We start from the raw sequence: 19,707 nt of genomic DNA on the forward strand, positions 1-19,707 counted from the left end.
TCCTCTGAGGTGGCAGAAAGCCGAAAACCGATGCAGGCAGGGGCCATGGCACGCGACAGTGCGCCATGGCTTCTTTGTTTTGAAACCCGGTTATTGCGCATTGCCCCGGCCCGGCCGAGTCTCGCGCAACCCAAACGCCAGCAGTTTGGCTTCGAGACGTTCGCCGAACCTGGCGGGGGAGGCCAGTCCCATGCGTTGCATGGCTTCGGCGTCGTCGCTGGAAGTGGAAAGCGCACGCAGCACGGTGCCCAGCTTCGTCCGTGGCGTTGCGGTGCTGGCCTTCAACCAACCCAGTGCCTTCACCAAACGTTGTTCCACCCCGGTGAAATCGCTGCCCAGGGGGTAATCGGGCAGGGTGCCGTCGCGGCGGAACGCCGCCAGCTTCGCGCTCAGGTGGGGCGGCGTGTTTTCCCGCCAGCGGGGCGCTGCGGCGAAATCGCCACGTAGTTTCTTCGAGCGCCTGGCGGTATCCAGCAGCTCTGACTGGAAGCGCGTGTCGGTGATGGCCGCCATCGCCGTCACGCAATCCTCATCGCAGCGGCCGTGCAGATCGGCGATGCCGTACTCGCTGATGTAGATGTCGCGCAGATGGCGGGGGATGGTGGTATGGCCGTAGTTCCAGCGCACATTCGATTGCGGCCTGCCGGCGTCGTCGCGCACCGCGCGGAACATCAGCACCGAGCGCGCATCGTCCAGCGCATGCGCCATGGCCACGAAGTTGTACTGGCCACCGACGCCGGAAACGATGCGGCCGTCCTCCAGCCCGTCGGAAACCGCAGCCCCCAGTGCGGTCGCCATCATGCAGGAATTGAAGAAGCGTGCGTCGCGGCGCTGCAGCCGTTCCAGGTTCTCGTTGCTGCCGTAGAGCTGGTTGACCTCGCTGATCCGGCGCATGCCGATGGCGCGGCGCTGGTCGTCCGGCAACTGCCGCAGCCATTGGTAGAACTCCGGCGAGCCCAGATAGAACGCGCCATGCAGGTATTCGCCATCGCGTTCCAGCCGTGCCTGGTCGCCCAGGTTGGCGGTGCCGTCGGCGATACGGCGCATCAGCAATTCATCGTCCACCACCTTGCGGCGGATGACGCCGGTTTCCACCAGGCGCTTGAAGCCTTCGTTGATCATTTCGCTGCAGCCGTACAGGCCGGCCGCAAACGGTTCCAGCCCGCCGCTGGCGATCACCGTGGGGTGCCGCTCGATATCGGGGTCCAATGCCGCCAGCACCCGCCGGTAGGTGCCGTTGTCGGTATGGCGCAGCGCCAGCGCATGACATAGCGCGTCGGCCAGCGCGCCGATGCCTATCTGCAGGGTGCCGCCATCGCGCACCAGCGTGCTGGCGTACAGGCCGATGGCGTAGTCGGTATCCGAAACCGGCTGGCGCGGCAGGCCGAACAGCTGCGGATACGGCCCCGGCGGCGTCACCACCGCGTCGAAATAATCCGCTTCCACCACGGCGCTGCCGCCAATCCACGGTAACAGCGGATCGATCTCGGCCACCAGCAGCGGACGCGGCAGGCCGCGGGCGACGATGGCCTCGACCGCGTCCTGGGTCAGATCGGTGTTGCAGGACAGCGAAAGCCGGCCGCTTGCCGGTTCGCGTGCGACTTTCTGCACGATGATATTGACGCCGCGTTCGCCCAGGGCACGCGCAACATGCGTGTAGTTGAGGCTGGCGTAGCCGCGTTGCGCCTGGGCCGAATTCATCAGGCCGCCGGATTGCATGTAGAACTCTTCGACCTGGATATGCGCCGGCAGCGCATCGCGTTTCATCGCCTGCACATAGGCCAGGCGCGGAAAGCCGGCACCGAAATGGCGCTCCGCGAAAGGCCCGACAAAGCGCCCTTCCAGGCCTTTGCCGCCCGCAGGGGGATCCAGCGACAACGCGGTGTACAGATGCCAGCGTCGGCTGGCGTCGGCTTCGATGCGCGCATACAGCGCATTCAACAGCCGGTGCGGCTTGCCGATGCCCAGCGGTGCGCCCATGCGCAGCGTCGCCGGGGAGTGCTGGAGAATGAAGTCGACGGCGTCGTCGAGGCTTTCCAGTAGGACAGTCATGGCGACGATGTTGGCCGACATGCCGACCAACGGCAACGACGGGGGTTGACAAGACGAACGATTACGCGCGTAATCAACAAAAATTACGGATGTAATCACTATGCCGGTCAGCGAAGCAGAAGCCCTGGTCATGGAAGTGCTGTGGCAATCCCACCCGCTTGCTGCCGACGACGTGGTCGCCGCCCTGTCCCCACGCACCGGCTGGGCCGAGCCGACCGTCAAGACGCTGCTCAACCGCCTGCTCAACAAGGGTGCCATCCGGGCGCAGAAACAGGGCCGCCGTTACCTGTACTCGCCCGTGCTGGCGCGCGAAGCCTGGGTGCAGCAGCAGAGCGAAGGCCTGCTGGAGCGCCTGTTCGGTGGCCGCGTCGCGCCGCTGGTCGCGCATTTCAGCGAACGCGGGAAGCTGTCTGCCGCCGATATCGCCGAGTTGAAGAAGCTGCTGGAGGAACTGGACGATGAGTAAGGCGATCCTGCACGTCCTGCTGGAAACCGCACTCGCCAGCAGCGCGGCCATCGTGCTGGTCATGGCCTTGCGCGGCTGGATCGGGTCGCGCTTTGGCGCACGCATTGTCTACCTGCTCTGGGCTTTGGTGCCCATTGCGCAACTGGCGGTGCTGCTGCCTGCCAGGGTCGGCCCGGCCGAGGCGATTCCGCTGCGTGCGCAACTCGCCATGGCGCAAACGCCGGTAGCGGATGTAGCCGCGTACCCTGGTTACGAACCCGTTCTTGTCTGCGCCTGGATAACAGGCGTGCTGGCGGTGCTTGCGCTGCAGATCTGGCAGCAGCGCCGCTTCCGCCGCTGGTTGGGTCCGGCCTGCCGGCGCGCCGATGGCCTGATCCAGGCAGGCGTCAGCGAGGGGCTGCCTGCGGTTGTGGGATTGCTGCGCCCTCGCATCGTCGTGCCGGCGGATTTCGATTGGCGCTACGACGAGCAGGAACGCCAGTTGGTACTGGAACATGAGCGCGTGCATCTGCGCCGCGGCGACCTTCAGGTCAATGCGGTGCTGGCCCTGTTGCGTTGCGTGTACTGGTTCAACCCGCTTCTCCATCTGGCGGCGCAACGCTTCCGCCACGATCAGGAACTGGCCTGCGACCAGGCGGTCATCGCGCGCTTTCCGCAACAACGCCGCGGTTACGGCGAGGCCATGCTGAAAACCCAACTGGCGGCGCGGGTGGTGCCGCTGGCATGCCACTGGAACACCCGTCATTCGCTCAAGGAGCGCATCGCCATGCTGAAACGTCCTTTGCCTGGCCGCCGCCGCACGCTGGCGGGAAAGTCCGTGGCCTTATTGTTGATCCTCACCGCCGCTGCCATCGCGTGGGCCGCACAGCCATCTCGGCTGCCATCGGGTACAGGTCAGGGCGTACTGCAGACTGCGCAGGATCCTGCCGGCAGCGGCGCGCCGATCCTTTCCGTCGCATCGTTGCAGACCGCCGTCGCGGATGGCGCAACGCCGGCGCCGCACCTTCCGCCGCCCCACTATCCTGCGGACGCCGCCAGACAGGGAATTTCCGGTAGCGTGCTGTTGAGGATCCTGGTGGGAGCGGATGGCAAGGCCAAGGACGTGCGAGTGGAGAATTCGCAGCCGGCGGGCGTTTTCGATGCCGCCTCGATAGAGGCGGTTCGGCGCTGGACTTTCTCGCCCGCGCTGAAGGACGGCAAACCGGTGCAGGGATGGGTAAGGGTGCCTATCGATTTCCAGGCGCCGCCGCCGGTGCAGGCGCCACCCGTTCCCTTGGGGATCGATGAAAATGCCTACGACTGGAGCGTTGTGGATGTCGATGTTGCCGATATCAGCGAAATGGAATGCGACGCGATCCGGACAGACGCGCAACCGCCCAGGCAGATTTACTGCGGCAACCGCAAAGCAGCGCTGCGGCAATGATCCGGCTGTGCATGATTGCGTTACTGCTGACGGCCTGCAGCGGTTGCGCCACACGTACGACGACCGTCGGACAGCGGATGTTCCTGCCCGAAGGTGCGGCCAGCTACGCCATGCAGGATCATCAGGCGTTCGTGTTTCCTGTACCGCATGCCAATCCGCCACCGGACTTTCCGCCGGACTATCCGCTGCGACGGGAACTGCCGCCGACCACGGTCTGCATTTCCCTCGTGGTCGATGAGGCGGGTGCGGTGGGCAGGCCGGAGCCGCAACCGGGTACCGGCTGCGCGATGGCGGAGGAAGCGGCACCGTTGTATGCCGCTGCGTTGGCCCGCGTGCGCCAATGGCGGTTCGATCCGGCCATGTTCTGCAGCTATCCCGATGCCGCCACCCGCGACCGCGACTGGAATGGTCGGGGTTGCAGTGGTGCTGTGACGGAAGCGCGCGTCGTGCCGGTGAGCCTGTCGTATGCGTTCACCTTCGAAGTCAGAAACGGCGAGCGCAAGGTCGCTTCAGCACCGCATTGAACGTGTCGTAAAGCGGAGTCTGTTGTCGCAGCGGCTGGGTGCTTTGGCGGCAGATTCGCCGTCACAGCAATCGAGTCCGCAGACACGGACTAGCCGGGACACGTCCAACCTTGCGGGAGCGACCCCGGTCGCGACTTAAGTCGCTCCTACGGAAAACGGTTCTGCGGCTAGCGGCTCAGTCCAGCGTGTGGATCTCGTCCGCCAGCCGCCGCACTTCCTCCGGATGATGACTGACATAGACGATGGGCAGCCGGGTCTGGTCGCGCAGGCGCTGCAGGTAGGGAATCAGTTCCTCGCGCCGCGCCTGGTCCAGCGCCGACAGCGGTTCGTCGAACAGCAGCAGCGCCGGCTGCGACAGCAGTGCGCGGCCCATCGCCACGCGCTGTGCCTCACCGCCGGAAAGATTGGCGGTGCGCCGCGCCAGCAGGGCGCCGATGCCCAGCAGTTCCACCACCGCATCGAAGCCGAACTGCGGCGTCGGGTTGTGGCCATGCCGGCCGTACAGCAGGTTGCGGCGGACATCCAGGTGCGGGAACAGCCGCGCGTCCTGGAACACGTAGCCAATGCGGCGGCGATGCACCGGCACGTCGATGCGTTGCGCGCTGTCGAACAGGCAGCGCCCATCCACCTCGATGCGCCCGGCGTGCGGTTTCACCAGGCCGGCAATGGCATTGAGCACGGTGGTCTTGCCGGCGCCGGAAGGACCGGTCAGCGCGGTGACGCGCGCGTCCGACTCCAACCGTATCCGGCGCTGGAAGCTTCCGCGCCGCAGTTCGATATCCAGCCGCAGCATCAGTGTTCCTCGCTACCGCGATGCCGGCGCGCCAGCCACTCGGACAGCAGCAGCGCCGCCAGCGAGATCGCCACCGCCACCGCGGCCAACCGCCAGATGCCCGACTCGCCGCCGGGCACCTGCATCAGCCCGTAAATCGCCGACGACAACGTCTGGGTTTCGCCAGGAATGTTGGAAACGAAGGTGATGGTGGCGCCGAACTCGCCCAGCGCCTTGGCGAACCCCAGCACGGTGCCGGCGATCAGGCCCGGCCAGGCCAGCGGCAGGGTGATGGTGAAGAACACCCGCCAGGGGCCGGCACCCAAGGTGGAGGCGGCCTGTTCGAGGCGGCGATCGGTGGCTTCCAGCGAAAGGCGGATAGCGCGCACCATCAGCGGGAAACCCATCACGGCGCAGGCCAGGGCCGCGCCGGTCCAGCGGAACGCGAAGACGATGCCCAGATGCTGTTCGAGCCATCCGCCCAGCGGCCCCTGCGTTCCGAGCAGCATCAGCAGCGCGTAGCCCATCACTACCGGCGGCAGCACCAACGGCAGATGCACCAGCGCGTCCAGCAAGGCCTTGCCCGGAAACCGCCGGCGCGCCAGCAGCCAGCCCAGCGCGACGCCGAACGGCAGGCTGGCCAGCGATGCGGCCGTGGCCACTTTCAGGCTCAGCGCGACCGCGGTCAGTTCTTCCGGGGTAAACCCGAACAAGGTTCAGTCCCGCCGCAGCACGGCAAAGCCGCGCCGTTCGAAAATCGGCCGCGCTGCCGGCGAAGACAGCCAGTCCACGAATGCGTCAGCCGCGGCCTTGCCCGTTCCGTTGAGCGCAGCCACTGGATAGATGATGGCCGGATGACTGTCGGCGGGGAACGTCGTCACCACGCGTACGGCCGGTTCTGCGCTGGCGTCGGACCGGTAGACGATGCCCAGCGGGGTTTCGCCGCGGGCCACCAGCATCAGCGCGGCGCGCACGCTGTCCGATTCTGCCAATCGCGAATGCACGCTGTCCCATGCGCCAATCGATTGCAGTGCGGCGCGCGCATATTTGCCGGCCGGCACGCTGCTGGTCTGTCCCACCGCCAGGCGCCCCTTCCCGAGCGCTGCCGCCAACGCGCCGGGCCGCTGCAGGTCCACGCTTGCCGCGCGATTGCGCGGAGCTATCAACACCAGCCGGTTGCCCAGCAGGTTGTGCCGTGCGGCGGGATCGACGTTGCCGCGCTGCTGCAGATAGTCCATCCATTCCAGGTCCGCCGAGAAAAACACGTCCGCCGGCGCGCCGTGTTCGATCTGCCGGGCCAGCGTGGAGCTGGCCGCATACGACACCCGTATGGCAACGCCCTGTCTGCGCTGGTAGGCGGTCGCCGCTTCGTCCATCGCTTCCTTCAGGCTGGCGGCAGCGAACACCGTCAGGCCGGGCTGGCGCTCGGCAGCCTGCGCCGTCGGCGCGGACGGACCCAACGAGAGCAGGCCCGACGAAAGCAGCGCCAGCGCTACCGCGAGCAAAGAACGGAGAAACGGAGAAGTCATACAGTTGACTCCCAGTTGCGTCAGGACGAGCCGAGCACGCTGTTGAGCAGTTGCGCCAGATGCGCGCCGCCTTGCCGCAGGCGCTGTTCGGCGACCGGCCGGTAATGCCGTACGTAAGCCGGGTCCAGTTTGGCGCGGCGCGGATAGAAACCCGGTTGCAGCACCAGGGCGCACGATTGCTGGGCCCACTGCACCGGCGCGGCCGCTGTCAGAAAAGCCGTATCGACACCGGCCGGCATGGCCTGCAACCGCTTGAGGTAGGCGTCTTCATCGAGTCCGGCGGTCTTCAGCAGTCCGCTGTCCCATAGCCGGTGCAGATTGCTGCCTTCGCCGTCGATGTTGATCTGGAAGTCGTTGCCGCCCTTGTCGCGCGCATAGCCGGCGTGCAGCGGCTGATGCGCGTCGCCGACGAAGTGGACGACGAACTTCAGCGCCTGCAACCGCTCCGTTTTCGCTTTGCCGCGGTCGCCAAGGATGGCGGCCTGTTCGCGAATGGCCTCGACCACGCAATGGCCGCCGCGGCAGTCGCGTGCGGCTTCGTACCCGCATTGATGTTCGCCGATATTGACGTAGTGCCAGCGCGCGCTGCGCCTGCCCAGATCCGGATCGTCGGCACGCAGTTCGTCGGCCCAGTTGGCGATGCCGGCCAGGCTGGGATCGGCTTCGCCGGCCAGCAGTTCGGCAATCTGCGCGCGCGCCTGCGGCGAAAGATCGGCTTCGGCAAGCCGCGCAATCAGGCGATGCCCCACCGGACCCCAGGCACGGGCCGGCGCGGGCAACAGCAGACAAACAACCAGCAGCGATGCAATGAGTCGGGCCATGCCGGTCACTTTAACCGACATGGCCCATCCCCCCAACACGATGGATGCTTTACTCAGAACTTGAGGACATATGCGGCGCCGTAGACCAGCGGGTCGATGTTGGCGGTGCCCAGCTTGACGCCATCGGCCTTGACGTCGGTGTCGATGTCGATCCAGCGCACGTCCACGCGGATGGCGCCACGTTCGCCGACCTTGAAATCGATGCCCGCATGCGCGGCCAGGCCCCAGGAATCCTCCAGCTTCAGATCCACGCCTTCCAGCGCGCCCTGGGTGTCCTCGCTGAAGAAGGTGGTGTAGTTCAGGCCGGCGCCGAGGAACGGCGAGACCGTGCCCTTGCTGTTGAAGTGGTACTGCAGCGATACGGTCGGCGGCAGGTGCTTGGTGCTGCCCACGGTGCCGACGCCGTCAATGGAGATGTCGTGCTTGAATGGCAGTGCGGCCAGCACTTCCAGGCCCAGGTTGTCGCGCAGGAAGTATTCGAAGGTGATGGTGGGCTTGACGTCGCTGTCGATGTCCAGCGGCAGGGTGCCGCCAGCCAGGCTGCCGTTGTCGGATTTCGGGTTGACCTGGTGGACGCCGATGCCCAGGGTCCAGTCGCCCTGGGACTGGGCCAGGGCGGGCAGGGCGCTGGCGGCCAGCGCGACGGCAAGGGAGGCTGCGATGATGGACTTTTTCATGTTTTATGGCTCGGGGTTAGGAACTGGGCGCAGTTTCCGCCCCTGCGCGGCCCGGCGCCTTGATCAGGATCAATCGCCGATCTGCCCGCCACGCCCGGCGTCGACGGCGGCTTTGCATGGCCCCTGCTAGAATGCCGTTCCCGTCAACCCCGCCGCGTGTTGCGCGGCCGCAGGAGTTTTGAGCAATGTCGATCAAGGTTGGTATCAATGGCTTCGGCCGCATCGGCCGCAACGTGCTGCGTTCGGCCGTGCAGAATTTCGGCAGCGACATCGAGATCGTCGCCATCAACGATCTGCTGGAGCCGGACTACCTGGCCTACATGCTGCAGTACGATTCCGTGCATGGCCGTTTCAAGGGCGAGGTCAAGGTCGAAGGCAATACCCTGATCGTCAACGGCAAGAAGATCCGTCTGACCCAGGAGCGCGATCCGGCCAATCTGAAGTGGGACGAAGTGGGCGCCGAAGTGGTCATCGAGTCCACCGGTCTGTTCCTGGACAAAGCCACCGCGCAGAAGCACCTGGATGCCGGCGCCAAGAAAGTCATCCTGTCGGCGCCGTCCAAGGACGACACGCCGATGTTCGTCTACGGCGTCAACGACAAGACCTACAAGGGCGAGGCGATCATTTCCAACGCGTCCTGCACCACCAACTGCCTGGCGCCGATCGCCAAGGTGCTCAACGACAAGTGGGGCATCAAGCGCGGCCTGATGACCACCGTGCACGCCACCACCGCTACCCAGAAGACCGTCGACGGCCCGTCCAACAAGGACTGGCGCGGCGGCCGCGGCATCCTGGAGAACATCATCCCGTCCAGCACCGGCGCGGCCAAGGCGGTCGGCGTGGTCATTCCGGAATTGAACAAGAAGCTCACCGGCATGTCGTTCCGCGTGCCGACCAGCGATGTGTCGGTGGTCGACCTGACCTGCGAGCTGGAAAATCCGGCCACCTACGCCGAGATCTGCGCCGAGATGAAGGCGCAGAGCGAAGGCGCGCTGAAGGGCGTGCTGGGCTATACCGAAGACAAGGTGGTCGCCACCGATTTCCGCGGCGATACCCGCACCTCCATCTTCGATGCCGATGCCGGCATCGCGCTGGACGGCACCTTCGTCAAGCTGGTCAGCTGGTACGACAACGAATGGGGCTATTCCACCAAGTGCCTGGAAATGGTGAAGGTCGTCGCAGCCGGCTAGTGGTGCGACGCCCTGTGAGGCTCACCACCAAGTGCCTGGAAATGGTGAAGGTCGTCGCAGCCGGCTAGTGGTGCGACGCCCCGTGAGGCTCACCACCAAGTGCCTGGAAATGGTGCGCGTGGTCGCCGGCAAGTAAACGGCCCGAACCATCGCTGTCCCGGCAGGAGCGCCCTTGCGGCGCTCCTGTCGTATCTGGCATCCGGTATCGCATTTCGCTACCGTTGGCGCAGCTTTACGGTACCGGCACGAACAATCTTGCAAAAGCGGGGGGATTGCATGAGGCTGCTTCGGTTGCCGCTTGCAGAAGGGGCCTTCGAATAGCTGAGCGACTCCCTCTTCCTCCCATCGCATCGCGGGAGAGGGCAGGGGCGGGGATCGATTCGGGCCGGTTTCGAATCGATTGGAACGGCCGGCTGGCTTCCGTCAGCGGGAGACGCAGTGGAGACATGGAATGGATGAGCTGACGGGGATCCTGTTACTGGTTGGACTGGCGGTACTGGCGGTACCGGTGCTGATGATCGCGGCACTGGTGGCGATCAGCGGACTGAAGAGGCGCGTGACCGCGCTGGAGGCCGAAGTCCACCGCTTGCGCACCAGCGACCGCCCCGCACCGGCCCGCAGCGCCGAAACGGCGCGCCCGCAGGCCGCAGCCACGCCGCAGATCCCTCCCGTGCCGGTGCCGCAGGAACGCGAGCCTGCCCGGCCGACGTCCGCAGCCGCGCCACCGCCAGCTACCGTGGCTTCGCCGCCGCCACTGCCGGAAACCGCCGCCTCGGCCGGTCCGGCCGGCACGTCCCATTCTCCGCTGCCACTGGTGCCGCCAAGGCCATCGCAGCCGCAGCAAGGCCCGCGCCAGCCCGTGCCGCCGTCGCGGCCGGACATCCTTACCCGCGCCGCGCGCGCGGTGAAACGCTGGTTCACCGTCGGCAACGTGCCGGTCAAGATCGGCGTGCTGGTGCTGTTCGCCGGCGTGGCGGCGCTGCTGAAATACGCCAGCGACCAGGGCCTGCTGGTGGTGCCGATCGAACTGCGGCTGGCCGGCATTGCTGCTGCGGCGCTGGCGGCGCTGGGGTTTGCCTGGCGCAAGCGCGACAGCAACCGGATCTTTGCGCTCAGCCTGCAGGGCGGCGCGATCGGCGTACTGCTGCTGACGGTGTTCGCCGCCTTCAAGATGCACGGGATGATGCCCGTCGGCGCGGCGTTCGCGCTCAGTGTGGTGCTGATCGCCGGCGCCGGCATGCTGGCGGTGCTGCAGAACGCCAAGGCGCTGGCGGTGTTCGCGATCCTGGCCGGTTTCCTGGCGCCGATCTGGCTGTCCACCGGCAGCGGCAACCATGTCGCGTTGTTCTCCTACTACGCGGTGTTGAATGCGGCCATTCTGGGCATCGCCTGGTGGCGTTCGTGGCGGGTGCTGAACCTGTTGGGCTTCGTCTTCACCTTCGGTATCGGCACGCTGTGGGGTGTGCTGGATTACCAGCCGCGCAAGTTCGCCAGCACCGAACCGTTCCTGCTGCTGTTCTTCGCGTTCTACCTGCTGATCCCGATGTTCTTCGCGCGCCGGCAGCCGGCCAGCCGGCGCGACTTCATCGACGGCTGCCTGGTGTTCGGCACGCCGCTGATCGCTTTCTCGCTGCAGGCCGGTTTGCTGCGCGGCGACCGCTTGCCGCTGGCGTTCTGCGCGCTGGGGCTGGGCGCGCTGTACGCGGGGCTGGCATGGGCCTTCCTGCGCCGCCTCAACTTCGCTGCGCTGGGCCAGTCCTATGCATTGCTGGCGGTGGGGTTTGCGACGTTGTCGGTACCGCTGGCGCTGTCGGCGCAGGCCACGGCCTGCGTGTTCGCGCTGGAAGGCGCCGCGCTGGTCTGGCTGGGCCTGCGTCAGCAGCGCTGGCTGCCGCAGTTGACCGGAGCGGGCCTGCAACTGGCTGCCGCGCTGGCGTTTGCGATAGGCGCAGGTTACGCCGCGACCGCAATCGCCAACCCGGTGTTCATGGGCGCGTTGCTGATCGCGCTGGCAGCGTTCGCCAGCGCGTGGGCCTGCCGCGATCACGGAAACAACATGCTGGCGCTGCCCTACTATCTGTGGGGCCTGCTGTGGTGGCTCGGCAACGGCATCAACGAGATCGAGCGCTTCATCGCACGCGACCAGCAGGCCGATGCCTTGCTGGCGTTCGCCGCGGTGACCGGCTGGCTGGCCGCCGAAGTGCATCGCCGCCGTCCGGACGCGGTCCTGGCGATGACCACGTTGGGCGCGCTGGCGGTGGCCGTGCCGCTGGCGCTGACGCAGTCCTGGCTGCACGGGCAACCGTTTGCAGGCGCCGGCATCCTGGCCTGGGCGGCATTCGCGGTACTGGGCCTGCGCAGTCTGGTCAGCCTGCGTGCCCATCCGGATGGGTATGCGGTGGCCGCGCAGTTCGTCTGGTGGCTGGTATGGCCGTTCGTGCTGTCGCTGCTGTTCGCCTACCTGGCGGATCGCTTCGAACTTGCCGAAGGCTGGCGCGTGCTGGGCATCGGCTTGCCGTGGCTGGCGGTGGCCGCGCTGTCGCTGTTCCGTTGGCCGTGGCTGGCGCAGCCGCTGGGGACGCGTTTCGACGCCGCCCGCACCGCGCTGCAATCGGCGTATTTCCTGGTGCTGTCGCTGGGCTGGCTGTTTGCGCTGACCAGCAGCGGCGGCAGTGCGCCGTTGCCGTGGCTGCCGCTGCTGAATCCGCTGGAACTGGCGCAGTTGTCGGTCCTGGCGCTGGCGGCATGCTGGTTCTGGTCCGAATCGGCACCGCGGATGCTGCGCTCGATCCGCTGGATGAAACTGGCCGCGGTGTCGTTCGTCTTCATCACCTCCAGCGTGCTGCATACGGTCCATCACTGGGGCGGCGTGCGCTGGAACGAGTCGCTGCTGTCCACCAGCCTGGCGCAGACCAGCCTGACCGTGGTCTGGAGCGTGCTGGGCGTGCTGGGCTGGGTGGTCGGTTCGCGGCGCGAGCATCGCGGCCTGTGGCTGGCCGGCGCGGTGCTGATGGGCGTGGTGCTGATCAAGCTGGTGCTGGTGGATCGCGGTAACCTGGGCAACGTGCTGGGCATCGCCTCGTTCATCGCCTATGGCCTGCTGTGCACCGTGGTCGGCTACCTGGCGCCGGCGCCGCCGCGTGCGCATACCGAGGAAACCGCCGCATGAAGAAATCCACCGCTCTGTTGCTGGCATTGCTGCCCCTGATGGCGCTGGCGGCCGCGCGCGAGGATTACGCGTGGCAATGGCGGCTGGAACTGGCCAACGCCGATAGCGGCATGCAGAAGGTTGCGCTTCCGGAAGCGGTCTATCGCCAGGTGCAGCGCGCCGATCTGGGCGATATCGATGTGGTCGACGGCAGCGGGCAACCGGTGCCTGCGGCGCTGTTCAGCGCCGAACGGCCGCTGGACCCGGCGCTGCCGTTGCGCGATCTGCGCTGGTTCCCGCTGCCGGCCGCCGCCGCCGGCAGCGGCGCCGATATCGCCTTGATCGCCGAGCGCGATGCCGACGGCGCGGTGCGCCGGGTGACCACTGAAGTCAGCCAGCGCGGGGCCGCCAATGCCAGGCGTTCGGGCTGGCTGGTCGATGCTTCGGATGTGGAGCGGCCGATTCGCGCGCTGGAACTGGAATGGGCGTCCAACGGTGCGGCCATCGAACAGACCCTGCGCGTGCAGGGCAGCGACGATCTGCGCAGCTGGCAGACGCTGGAGGCAGCCGCGCCGCTGCTGGACCTGCGCCGCGGCGGCGAGAATCTGCGCCACGGACGGATCGAGTTCGCCAGCCGCTTCCGTTACCTGCGCCTGTTGCCGCTGGCGCTTGGCGCGGTGCCTGCGATTACGGCGGTGCGTGCGGAGCTGGTGCCGCCGGAAGGCACGCCGGATTGGCAATGGCAGGCGTTGAATGGACGCCGCAGCGTCGAGCAGGGGCGCGAGTACTTCGAGTTCGAACTGGATGGGCGTTTCCCGATGGAACGCGCCGATGTGGTCCTGCCGGGCAACAGCACCGCCGAATGGACGCTGCAAAGCCGCGATGCGGCCGACATGCCCTGGCAGCAGCGTGCCGGCCCATGGGTGGCCTACCAACTGGGCAGCGGCGAACGTGCGGAGCGTTCGATGCCCGAGCCTCTGCGCGATGTCCTGCGCGACCGCCATTGGCGGCTGTCGGCGCGCGCGCCGCTCGGCGACAGCAAGGCGCCGGTGCTGCGGCTGGGATACCGCCCGGAAGTGCTGGTGTTCATGACCGAGGGCCAACCGCCGTATGCGCTGGTGGCCGGCAGCGCGCGCGCGGTGCGCGCGCCGGCACCGCTGGGGCGGACGATGGAGGCGCTGCGGCGCCAGCATGGCGTGGATTGGCAACCGGCGGCTGCAACGGTGGGCGCCGGATCCGAACTTGCCGGCGCCGCGGCGCTACGCCCGATCGAACCCCCGCGCGACTGGAAGGCCTGGTTGTTGTGGGCGCTGCTGATTGGCGGCGCCGCGCTGGTGGCCGGCCTGGCCTTCAGCCTGCTGAAGAAGCCCGCCGAATGACGCAGGGCAGGCCCAGATCTGAGGTCTCCCCACAAATTCTTTCAGGGATTCAGTTGACGCTGCGTTTGCTTCTCCCCTTGACCCCATTGGGCGGTTAAAACATCTGAAAGAGAGGTGAGGGGAGAACTTGCACGGCACCTGGCGTCACAACAGCCCAAAGCAAATCCCTCTGAATCTTCCTTTTTTCAGGTTTCTTCGCCCACTCCGAAGCGCTCGGTTTCGGCGAGTTCGGCTCCGGAAAGAGCCGCCGGCCGTCAGGCTGGGGGTGCTCCGCCCTCCTGACGACGTCGTGTCTTTACGTCGGGCCGCAGGCCATCGTGGCCTGCTCTGCGCACCCCCAGCCCGCCGGCCGGCGCCTTTCGCGAGTTGGCAGATTCGCGACTTCGTAAAGCCTTTCTTCCAGCACCAGCCAGGTGTCCAGGCGCCGGTGGCCGGGGCAGTGCGGGCTCTTCCGCGGCAGGGATGCCGCGGAAGAGCTACAGGGGTGAGGCAAGCGCTTGCGAAGCACCGCTTCGCGCGTAGCCGAACGCCCGCCATCTGCGATGGCGGGCCGGCCCCGCACAGCGGGTGTTTACGGCGTGTCCCGCACTGCCCTGGTCATCGGATTCCACATGGATGTCCCCCCCCCACACACTTGAAAGGAAGAACCCTCTTTCGGCCCGCCCCACCGGTGCATCCGGCGCCCAATCGCGGGTTTGCCGCATCCGCGCCCAGCCCGGACAATAGGCGCCTGTCTCCCCCTCAGGAATGCCCATGTCCATCGTCCGAATGACCGACCTCGACCTGTCCGGCAAGCGCGTGTTGATCCGGCAAGATCTCAACGTGCCGATCGACGCGGGCCGCATCACTTCCGAACAGCGCATCACCGCGTCGCTGCCGACGCTGAAGCTGGCGCTGGAAAAAGGCGCGGCGGTGATGGTGACTTCGCACCTGGGCCGGCCGAAGGAGGGGGTCTGGAGCGAAGCCGATTCGCTGGCGCCGGTGGCGCGGCGGCTGTCGGAACTGCTCGGCGCCGACGTGCCGCTGATCAAGGACTGGGTGGATGGGGTCGATGTCGCCCCGGGCCAGCTGGTGCTGCTGGAAAACTGCCGGATGAATGCCGGCGAAGGCAAGGACGACGAGGAACTGGCGAAGAAGTACGCGGCGCTGTGCGATGTGTTCGTGATGGATGCGTTCGGTACCGCACATCGGGCGCAGGCGTCCACCCACGGTGTCATCAAGTTCGCAAAGACCGCAGCCGGCGGCCCGCTGCTGATGGCCGAACTGGACGCGCTGGCGCTGGCGCTGGAGAAACCGGCGCGGCCGCTGCTGGCCATCGTGGCCGGCAGCAAGGTCTCGACCAAGCTGGAACTGCTGTCCAACCTGGTCGGCAAGGTCGACCAGCTGATCGTCGGCGGCGGTATCGCCAACACCTTCATCGCCGCCGAAGGCCATGCGGTCGGAAAATCGTTGTACGAAGCCGATCTGATCGATACGGCAAGGAAAATCGACGCCGAAGCCAAGGCGCGCGGCGCCGACATCCCGGTGCCTACCGATGTGGTGGTGGCGAAGGAATTCAGGGCCGATTCGCCGGCGTCGGTGAGGCCGGTGGCCGGCGTCGGCGCCGACGACATGATCCTGGACATCGGCCCGGATACCGCCGCGCGCTATGCCGAGCTGATCAAGGCCGCCGGCACCGTGGTCTGGAACGGGCCGGTGGGCGTGTTCGAGTTCGACGCCTTCGGCAAGGGCACCGAAACGCTGGCGCGCGCGATCGCCGAATCGAAGGCGTTCTCGATCGCCGGCGGCGGCGACACGCTCGCGGCGGTGGACAAGTATGGCATCGCCGACCAGGTGAGCTACATCTCCACCGGCGGCGGCGCGTTCCTGGAATTCCTGGAAGGCAAGACGTTGCCGGCGGTGGCGGCGCTGCAGGCGCGCGGCCAGTGATGCGGGAAACCTTGTTCTTCGACATGGACGGTACCCTGATCGACTCGGAGCCGGGCATCGTTGCCGGCATCGAGCACACCTTCTCGCAGTTGGGCAGACCGGTGCCGTCGCAGCTGCGGCGATGGATCGGTCCGCCGCTGCGCGACAGCTTCCAATCGCAACTCGACGACCCGGCATTGGTGACGCAGGCGCTGGAGCTGTACCGGCAGCGCTACGACAGGCGCGGCTGGAGCGAGCACACGATCTATGCCGGTATCGGCGAAACGGTCGAAACCCTGCATGCGGCCGGTCACCGGGTGGCGGTGGTGACGTCGAAGAACGAGCGTTTCGCGCGCCGTATCGCCGAACACCTGCCGTTCGGCCACTGCTTCGAGGACGTCGTCGGCGCCAGCGACGACGGCGAGCGCCGCTTCAAACCGGATCTGATTGCCGAGGCCATGCGCAGGTTGTCGGTTGCGCCGGAACAGTGCTGGATGATCGGCGACCGGCGCATGGACATCGAAGGCGCGCGCCACCACGGCATGCGCAACATCGGCGTGCTGTGGGGCTTCGGCGACGAAGCCGAGCTGCGCACCGCAGGCGCGGTACGGCTGGCCCAGCATCCGCAGGAACTGCCGGCGCTGCTGGCGGCCTGAACGCGGTGGCCCGCCAGGGTCCGGCGGCGGCATCGGAACAACAGCAGGCCCTGGCGGAGCGGGGCCCGGTGCCCAGCAGCCGGGACAGGCGAAGCGCGCAGATGCGCAACCGGTCATGTGTGCGACCGCAGCACGGGCGCGCGATTCGAGACCAAAAAAATACCAGTGCGGCGGATGCGGGAAAGCGCTGGAAACAAGCCGTTTTCTGCCGATTCTTCGACGCGTGCGGTCGTTGTCCCTGGACAGGGCGAAACGGATTGCGGCTTTATTCTTTTCAGGTCATCGCAGTCACGATGCGTTGTGGTAGCTTTGCCGGGTTTTCAAGGGACAAACCATGACCGCACCACGCCAGCGCCGCACCAAGATCCTCGCCACCCTCGGACCGGCCACCGATCCGCCGGGCGTGCTGGACGAACTGTTTCGCGCAGGCGTCAACGTGGTGCGGCTGAACTTCTCGCATGGCGATCCTTCCGGCCAGGCCAAGCGCGCCGCCGCGGTGCGCGCCGCCGCGCAGCGCGCCGGTGCCGAGGTCGGCATCCTGGCGGATCTGCCAGGCCCGAAGATCCGCGTCGAGCGTTTCGCCGAGGGCAAGGTGCAGCTGAAGGCCGGCGACCGCTTCGATCTGGTGGCCAGCGCCGATGCGCCGCCCGGCGACGCATCGCAGGTCGGGGTGAGCTATCTGGGCCTGCCTGGCGACGTCGCGCCCGGCGACGTGCTGCTGCTGGACGATGGCCTGATGCAGTTGCAGGTGGTGCGGGTGGAAGGCGAACGCATCGTCAATACCGTGCTCAACGATGGCACGCTGTCCGACCGCAAGGGGCTGAACAAGCAGGGCGGCGGTCTGTCGCTGGGCGCGCTGACCGAGCGCGACAAGGAACTGATCGGCATCGTCGCCAAGATTGGCGTGGATTTCATCGCCGTGTCGTTCTGCCGCAACGCGCAGGACATGAACGATGCGCGCCGCATCGCCCGCGAGCATGGCTGCGACGCGGCGCTGGTGTCGAAGATCGAACGCACCGAGGCCATCGACAACCTGGCCGAGATCATCGACGCCAGCGATGTGGTGATGGTGGCGCGCGGCGATTTGGGCGTGGAAATCGGCGATGCCGAACTGCCCGGCCTGCAGAAGAAGATCATCAAGGAGTCGCTGGCCCGCAACCGGGTGGTGATCACCGCCACGCAGATGCTGCAGTCGATGGTCGACAGCCCCATCCCCACCCGCGCCGAAGTGCTTGACGTGGCCAACGCGGTCATCGACGGCACCGATGCGGTGATGCTGTCGGCGGAAACCGCGGCGGGCAGCTACCCGGTCAAGGCGGTGGAGGCGATGGCCCGGATCTGCCTGGGTGCGGAAAAGCAGTTCGAGATGGATACCGATTTCGAAAAGGCGCCGCGCAATCTGGTGCGCGCCGATCAGGCCATCGCGATGGCCGCGATGTTCGTTTCCGAGCACATCGGGGTGCGCGCGATCGTGGCGATGACCGAATCCGGCGGCACCGCCGGCTATCTGTCGCGGTTCCGCTCCAGCGCGCCGATCTATGCGTTTTCGCGCCATGACGGCGCCCGCCGCAGGATGGCGATGATGCGCGATGTGTTTCCGATCGCCTTCGACAGCCGCGGGCTGGCCCCGCGCGAAGCCGCGCGCGAATCGCTGCGCTGCCTGTGCGATCGCCAGCTGCTGGATGAGGGCGACCGGGTGATCTTCACCAGCGGCGATCACATGGAACAGCACGGCGCCACCAACACGCTGCGTCTGTTGCAGATCGGCAGCGATGGCAAGCCCGAGGGGCTGGGCGAGCTGTAACCCGCCCGGCGGCCCGCTTTGGCGGGCTGTCGTTACCCGGGCCAGCGGACTTCAAGGCAGCGGCCGGCCGAACCGGAAGGCAAGCGCACGACAGACCGGCCATTGCTTGTATGCCACGGTCGGCTGACACCGGCATTCGGTGCCCTTCCCCGGGTGCCGAAGACCGCCGCAACGATGCCGGCCCGGTTTATGGCCGGCGCTTGACGGAATGCTGACGCCGCGGCGGGCTATAATTGGTATTCCCCGCTGCCGCCGTCAGGACACCTAATGAGCATCGAACAGCTTGCCGAAACCGCCCAGGCCATGGTCGCCGCGGGCAAGGGCATCATCGCGATCGACGAATCCACCAGCACCATCGCCAAGCGTTTCGCCGGCGTGGGCATCGAAAACACCGAGGAAAACCGCCGCGCCTATCGCGAACTGCTGCTGACCACGCCCAAGCTGAGCGACTACATCTCCGGCGCCATCCTGTTCGACGAAACCATCCGCCAGTCCACCAAGGACGGCGTGCCGTTCGCCAAGTACATGGCCGCCAACGGCATCATTCCCGGCATCAAGGTCGACAAGGGCACCCATGCGCTGGCCGGTTGCCAGGGCGAGCTGGTGACCGAGGGCCTGGACGGCCTGCGCGAGCGCCTGAAGGAGTACTACGCGCTGGGCGCGCGCTTCGCCAAGTGGCGCGCGGTCATCACCATCGGCGATGACATCCCCTCCGGCACCTGCATCGAGGCCAATGCCCATGCGCTGGCGCGCTATGCCGCGCTGTGCCAGGAACAGGGCCTGGTGCCGATGGTGGAGCCGGAAGTGCTGATGGACGGCAGCCACGATATCGAAACCTGCTACGAAGTCACCGAAGCCACGCTGCGTTCGCTGTTCGGCGCGTTGTACGAACAGAACGTGATGCTGGAGGGCACCATCCTGAAGGCATCGATGGTGGTGCCGGGCAAGGATTGCGAAGAGCAGGCCAGCGTGGACGAAGTGGCCGATGCCACGGTGATGTGCCTGAAGAGCACCGTGCCGGCGATTCTGCCGGGCATCGTGTTCCTGTCCGGCGGCCAGAGCGATGAAGATGCCACTGCGCATCTCAATGCGATGAACCAGCTCGGCAATCTGCCGTGGCCGCTGTCGTTCTCGTATGGCCGCGCCATGCAGCAGGCCGCACTGAAGCTGTGGTCGCAGGATCTGAAGGGCAACTTCGCCAAGGCGCAGTCCACCGTCTACGCGCGCGCCAAGGACAACGGCCTGGCCGCGCTGGGCAAGTGGGAAGGTTGATGCCCGTGTCGGCGTGATGGGATAATCCCAGCGTCAAAAAACGCCGGCCTTGTGCCGGCGTTTTGTTTTCACCGTCACTGCAGCAA

General features: G+C 66.8%; 16 protein-coding genes. 10 read left to right on the forward strand and 6 right to left on the reverse strand.

Annotation, left to right across the window (positions count from 1 at the left end; genetic code table 11):
* Positions 1-90: 90 nt before the first annotated feature.
* Positions 91-2,052 carry an acetyl-CoA hydrolase/transferase C-terminal domain-containing protein gene (locus CRO39_RS06575; protein WP_097121317.1) on the reverse strand — a complete coding sequence of 654 codons (1,962 nt, stop codon included), beginning with the start codon at positions 2,050-2,052 and terminating at the stop codon, positions 91-93.
* Positions 2,053-2,152: 100 nt separating this feature from the next.
* Between CRO39_RS06575 and CRO39_RS06580 the strand changes: the two genes are divergently transcribed.
* Genes CRO39_RS06580 through CRO39_RS06590 form a run of 3 tightly spaced genes read left to right on the forward strand, consistent with a single transcriptional unit; the run spans position 2,153 to position 4,465 of the window.
* Entirely contained in the window at positions 2,153-2,518 is a 366-nt protein-coding gene (locus tag CRO39_RS06580) for a BlaI/MecI/CopY family transcriptional regulator (RefSeq protein WP_097121075.1), read from the forward strand.
* Complete coding sequence (locus CRO39_RS06585; RefSeq protein ID WP_097121076.1) at positions 2,511-3,941, forward strand: TonB family protein; 1,431 nt, start codon at positions 2,511-2,513, stop codon at positions 3,939-3,941. The genes CRO39_RS06580 and CRO39_RS06585 overlap by 8 nt, the downstream gene beginning before the upstream one ends.
* A gap of 11 nt (positions 3,942-3,952) precedes the next feature.
* Positions 3,953-4,465 (forward strand): hypothetical protein, encoded by a 513-nt coding sequence (locus CRO39_RS06590; protein ID WP_141400739.1) that lies wholly within the window; start codon positions 3,953-3,955, stop codon positions 4,463-4,465.
* 175 nt (positions 4,466-4,640) lie between these two features.
* Here the strand turns inward: CRO39_RS06590 and modC are convergent, their stop codons facing one another.
* The 5 genes from modC to CRO39_RS06615 are packed head-to-tail and all read right to left on the reverse strand — an operon-like array spanning position 4,641 to position 8,264.
* Complete coding sequence (gene modC / locus CRO39_RS06595) at positions 4,641-5,258, reverse strand: molybdenum ABC transporter ATP-binding protein (protein ID WP_097121078.1); 618 nt, start codon at positions 5,256-5,258, stop codon at positions 4,641-4,643.
* Positions 5,258-5,950 carry a molybdate ABC transporter permease subunit gene (gene modB, locus CRO39_RS06600; RefSeq protein WP_097121079.1) on the reverse strand — a complete coding sequence of 231 codons (693 nt, stop codon included), beginning with the start codon at positions 5,948-5,950 and terminating at the stop codon, positions 5,258-5,260. Before modB ends, modC begins: the two co-directional genes overlap by 1 nt.
* Before the next feature lie 3 nt (positions 5,951-5,953).
* Complete coding sequence (modA, locus tag CRO39_RS06605; RefSeq protein ID WP_097121080.1) at positions 5,954-6,766, reverse strand: molybdate ABC transporter substrate-binding protein; 813 nt, start codon at positions 6,764-6,766, stop codon at positions 5,954-5,956.
* Between the two features lie 20 nt (positions 6,767-6,786).
* On the reverse strand, positions 6,787-7,587 hold the full coding sequence (locus CRO39_RS06610; RefSeq protein WP_097121318.1) for a S1/P1 nuclease: 801 nt from the start codon (positions 7,585-7,587) through the stop codon (positions 6,787-6,789).
* A gap of 53 nt (positions 7,588-7,640) precedes the next feature.
* Positions 7,641-8,264 (reverse strand): OmpW/AlkL family protein, encoded by a 624-nt coding sequence (locus CRO39_RS06615; RefSeq protein WP_097121081.1) that lies wholly within the window; start codon positions 8,262-8,264, stop codon positions 7,641-7,643.
* Positions 8,265-8,449: 185 nt separating this feature from the next.
* Between CRO39_RS06615 and gap the strand changes: the two genes are divergently transcribed.
* The 7 genes from gap to CRO39_RS06650 all read left to right on the forward strand — a co-directional run bounded on the left by gap (position 8,450) and on the right by CRO39_RS06650 (position 19,621).
* The gene (gene gap / locus CRO39_RS06620) at positions 8,450-9,454 is read left to right on the forward strand and encodes a type I glyceraldehyde-3-phosphate dehydrogenase (protein WP_097121082.1); all 1,005 of its coding nucleotides are present in this window, start codon (positions 8,450-8,452) and stop codon (positions 9,452-9,454) included.
* A 460-nt stretch (positions 9,455-9,914) separates the two neighbouring features.
* Positions 9,915-12,623, forward strand: coding sequence for a DUF2339 domain-containing protein (locus CRO39_RS06625; RefSeq protein ID WP_097121319.1), 2,709 nt, complete (start codon positions 9,915-9,917; stop codon positions 12,621-12,623).
* Entirely contained in the window at positions 12,620-13,981 is a 1,362-nt protein-coding gene (locus CRO39_RS06630) for a DUF3999 domain-containing protein (RefSeq protein WP_097121083.1), read from the forward strand. The genes CRO39_RS06625 and CRO39_RS06630 overlap by 4 nt, the downstream gene beginning before the upstream one ends.
* Positions 13,982-14,734: 753 nt before the next feature.
* Complete coding sequence (locus CRO39_RS06635) at positions 14,735-15,910, forward strand: phosphoglycerate kinase (RefSeq protein ID WP_097121084.1); 1,176 nt, start codon at positions 14,735-14,737, stop codon at positions 15,908-15,910.
* A complete protein-coding gene (locus tag CRO39_RS06640; protein WP_097121085.1) occupies positions 15,907-16,545 on the forward strand; it encodes an HAD family hydrolase in 639 nt (212 codons plus the stop codon). Before CRO39_RS06635 ends, CRO39_RS06640 begins: the two co-directional genes overlap by 4 nt.
* 334 nt (positions 16,546-16,879) lie before the next feature.
* Positions 16,880-18,349 carry a pyruvate kinase gene (gene pyk / locus CRO39_RS06645; protein WP_097121086.1) on the forward strand — a complete coding sequence of 490 codons (1,470 nt, stop codon included), beginning with the start codon at positions 16,880-16,882 and terminating at the stop codon, positions 18,347-18,349.
* A 267-nt stretch (positions 18,350-18,616) separates the two neighbouring features.
* Positions 18,617-19,621, forward strand: coding sequence for a class I fructose-bisphosphate aldolase (locus CRO39_RS06650; protein WP_097121087.1), 1,005 nt, complete (start codon positions 18,617-18,619; stop codon positions 19,619-19,621).
* The last annotated feature ends 86 nt before the right edge of the window (positions 19,622-19,707 follow it).

It is taken from the genome of Pseudoxanthomonas wuyuanensis, assembly GCF_900215535.1.
Taxonomy (GTDB): Bacteria; Pseudomonadota; Gammaproteobacteria; order Xanthomonadales; family Xanthomonadaceae; genus Pseudoxanthomonas_A; species Pseudoxanthomonas_A wuyuanensis.

Coding starts and splice junctions, on each gene's coding strand:
- CRO39_RS06575 (WP_097121317.1), bottom strand. CDS start 2,052: ATGACTGTCCTACTGGAAAGCCTCGACGACGCCGTCGACTTCATTCTC.
- CRO39_RS06580 (WP_097121075.1), top strand. CDS start 2,153: ATGCCGGTCAGCGAAGCAGAAGCCCTGGTCATGGAAGTGCTGTGGCAA.
- CRO39_RS06585 (WP_097121076.1), top strand. CDS start 2,511: ATGAGTAAGGCGATCCTGCACGTCCTGCTGGAAACCGCACTCGCCAGC.
- CRO39_RS06590 (WP_141400739.1), top strand. CDS start 3,953: ATGATTGCGTTACTGCTGACGGCCTGCAGCGGTTGCGCCACACGTACG.
- modC (WP_097121078.1), bottom strand. CDS start 5,258: ATGCTGCGGCTGGATATCGAACTGCGGCGCGGAAGCTTCCAGCGCCGG.
- modA (WP_097121080.1), bottom strand. CDS start 6,766: ATGACTTCTCCGTTTCTCCGTTCTTTGCTCGCGGTAGCGCTGGCGCTG.
- CRO39_RS06610 (WP_097121318.1), bottom strand. CDS start 7,587: ATGGCCCGACTCATTGCATCGCTGCTGGTTGTTTGTCTGCTGTTGCCC.
- CRO39_RS06615 (WP_097121081.1), bottom strand. CDS start 8,264: ATGAAAAAGTCCATCATCGCAGCCTCCCTTGCCGTCGCGCTGGCCGCC.
- gap (WP_097121082.1), top strand. CDS start 8,450: ATGTCGATCAAGGTTGGTATCAATGGCTTCGGCCGCATCGGCCGCAAC.
- CRO39_RS06630 (WP_097121083.1), top strand. CDS start 12,620: ATGAAGAAATCCACCGCTCTGTTGCTGGCATTGCTGCCCCTGATGGCG.
- CRO39_RS06635 (WP_097121084.1), top strand. CDS start 14,735: ATGTCCATCGTCCGAATGACCGACCTCGACCTGTCCGGCAAGCGCGTG.
- pyk (WP_097121086.1), top strand. CDS start 16,880: ATGACCGCACCACGCCAGCGCCGCACCAAGATCCTCGCCACCCTCGGA.
- CRO39_RS06650 (WP_097121087.1), top strand. CDS start 18,617: ATGAGCATCGAACAGCTTGCCGAAACCGCCCAGGCCATGGTCGCCGCG.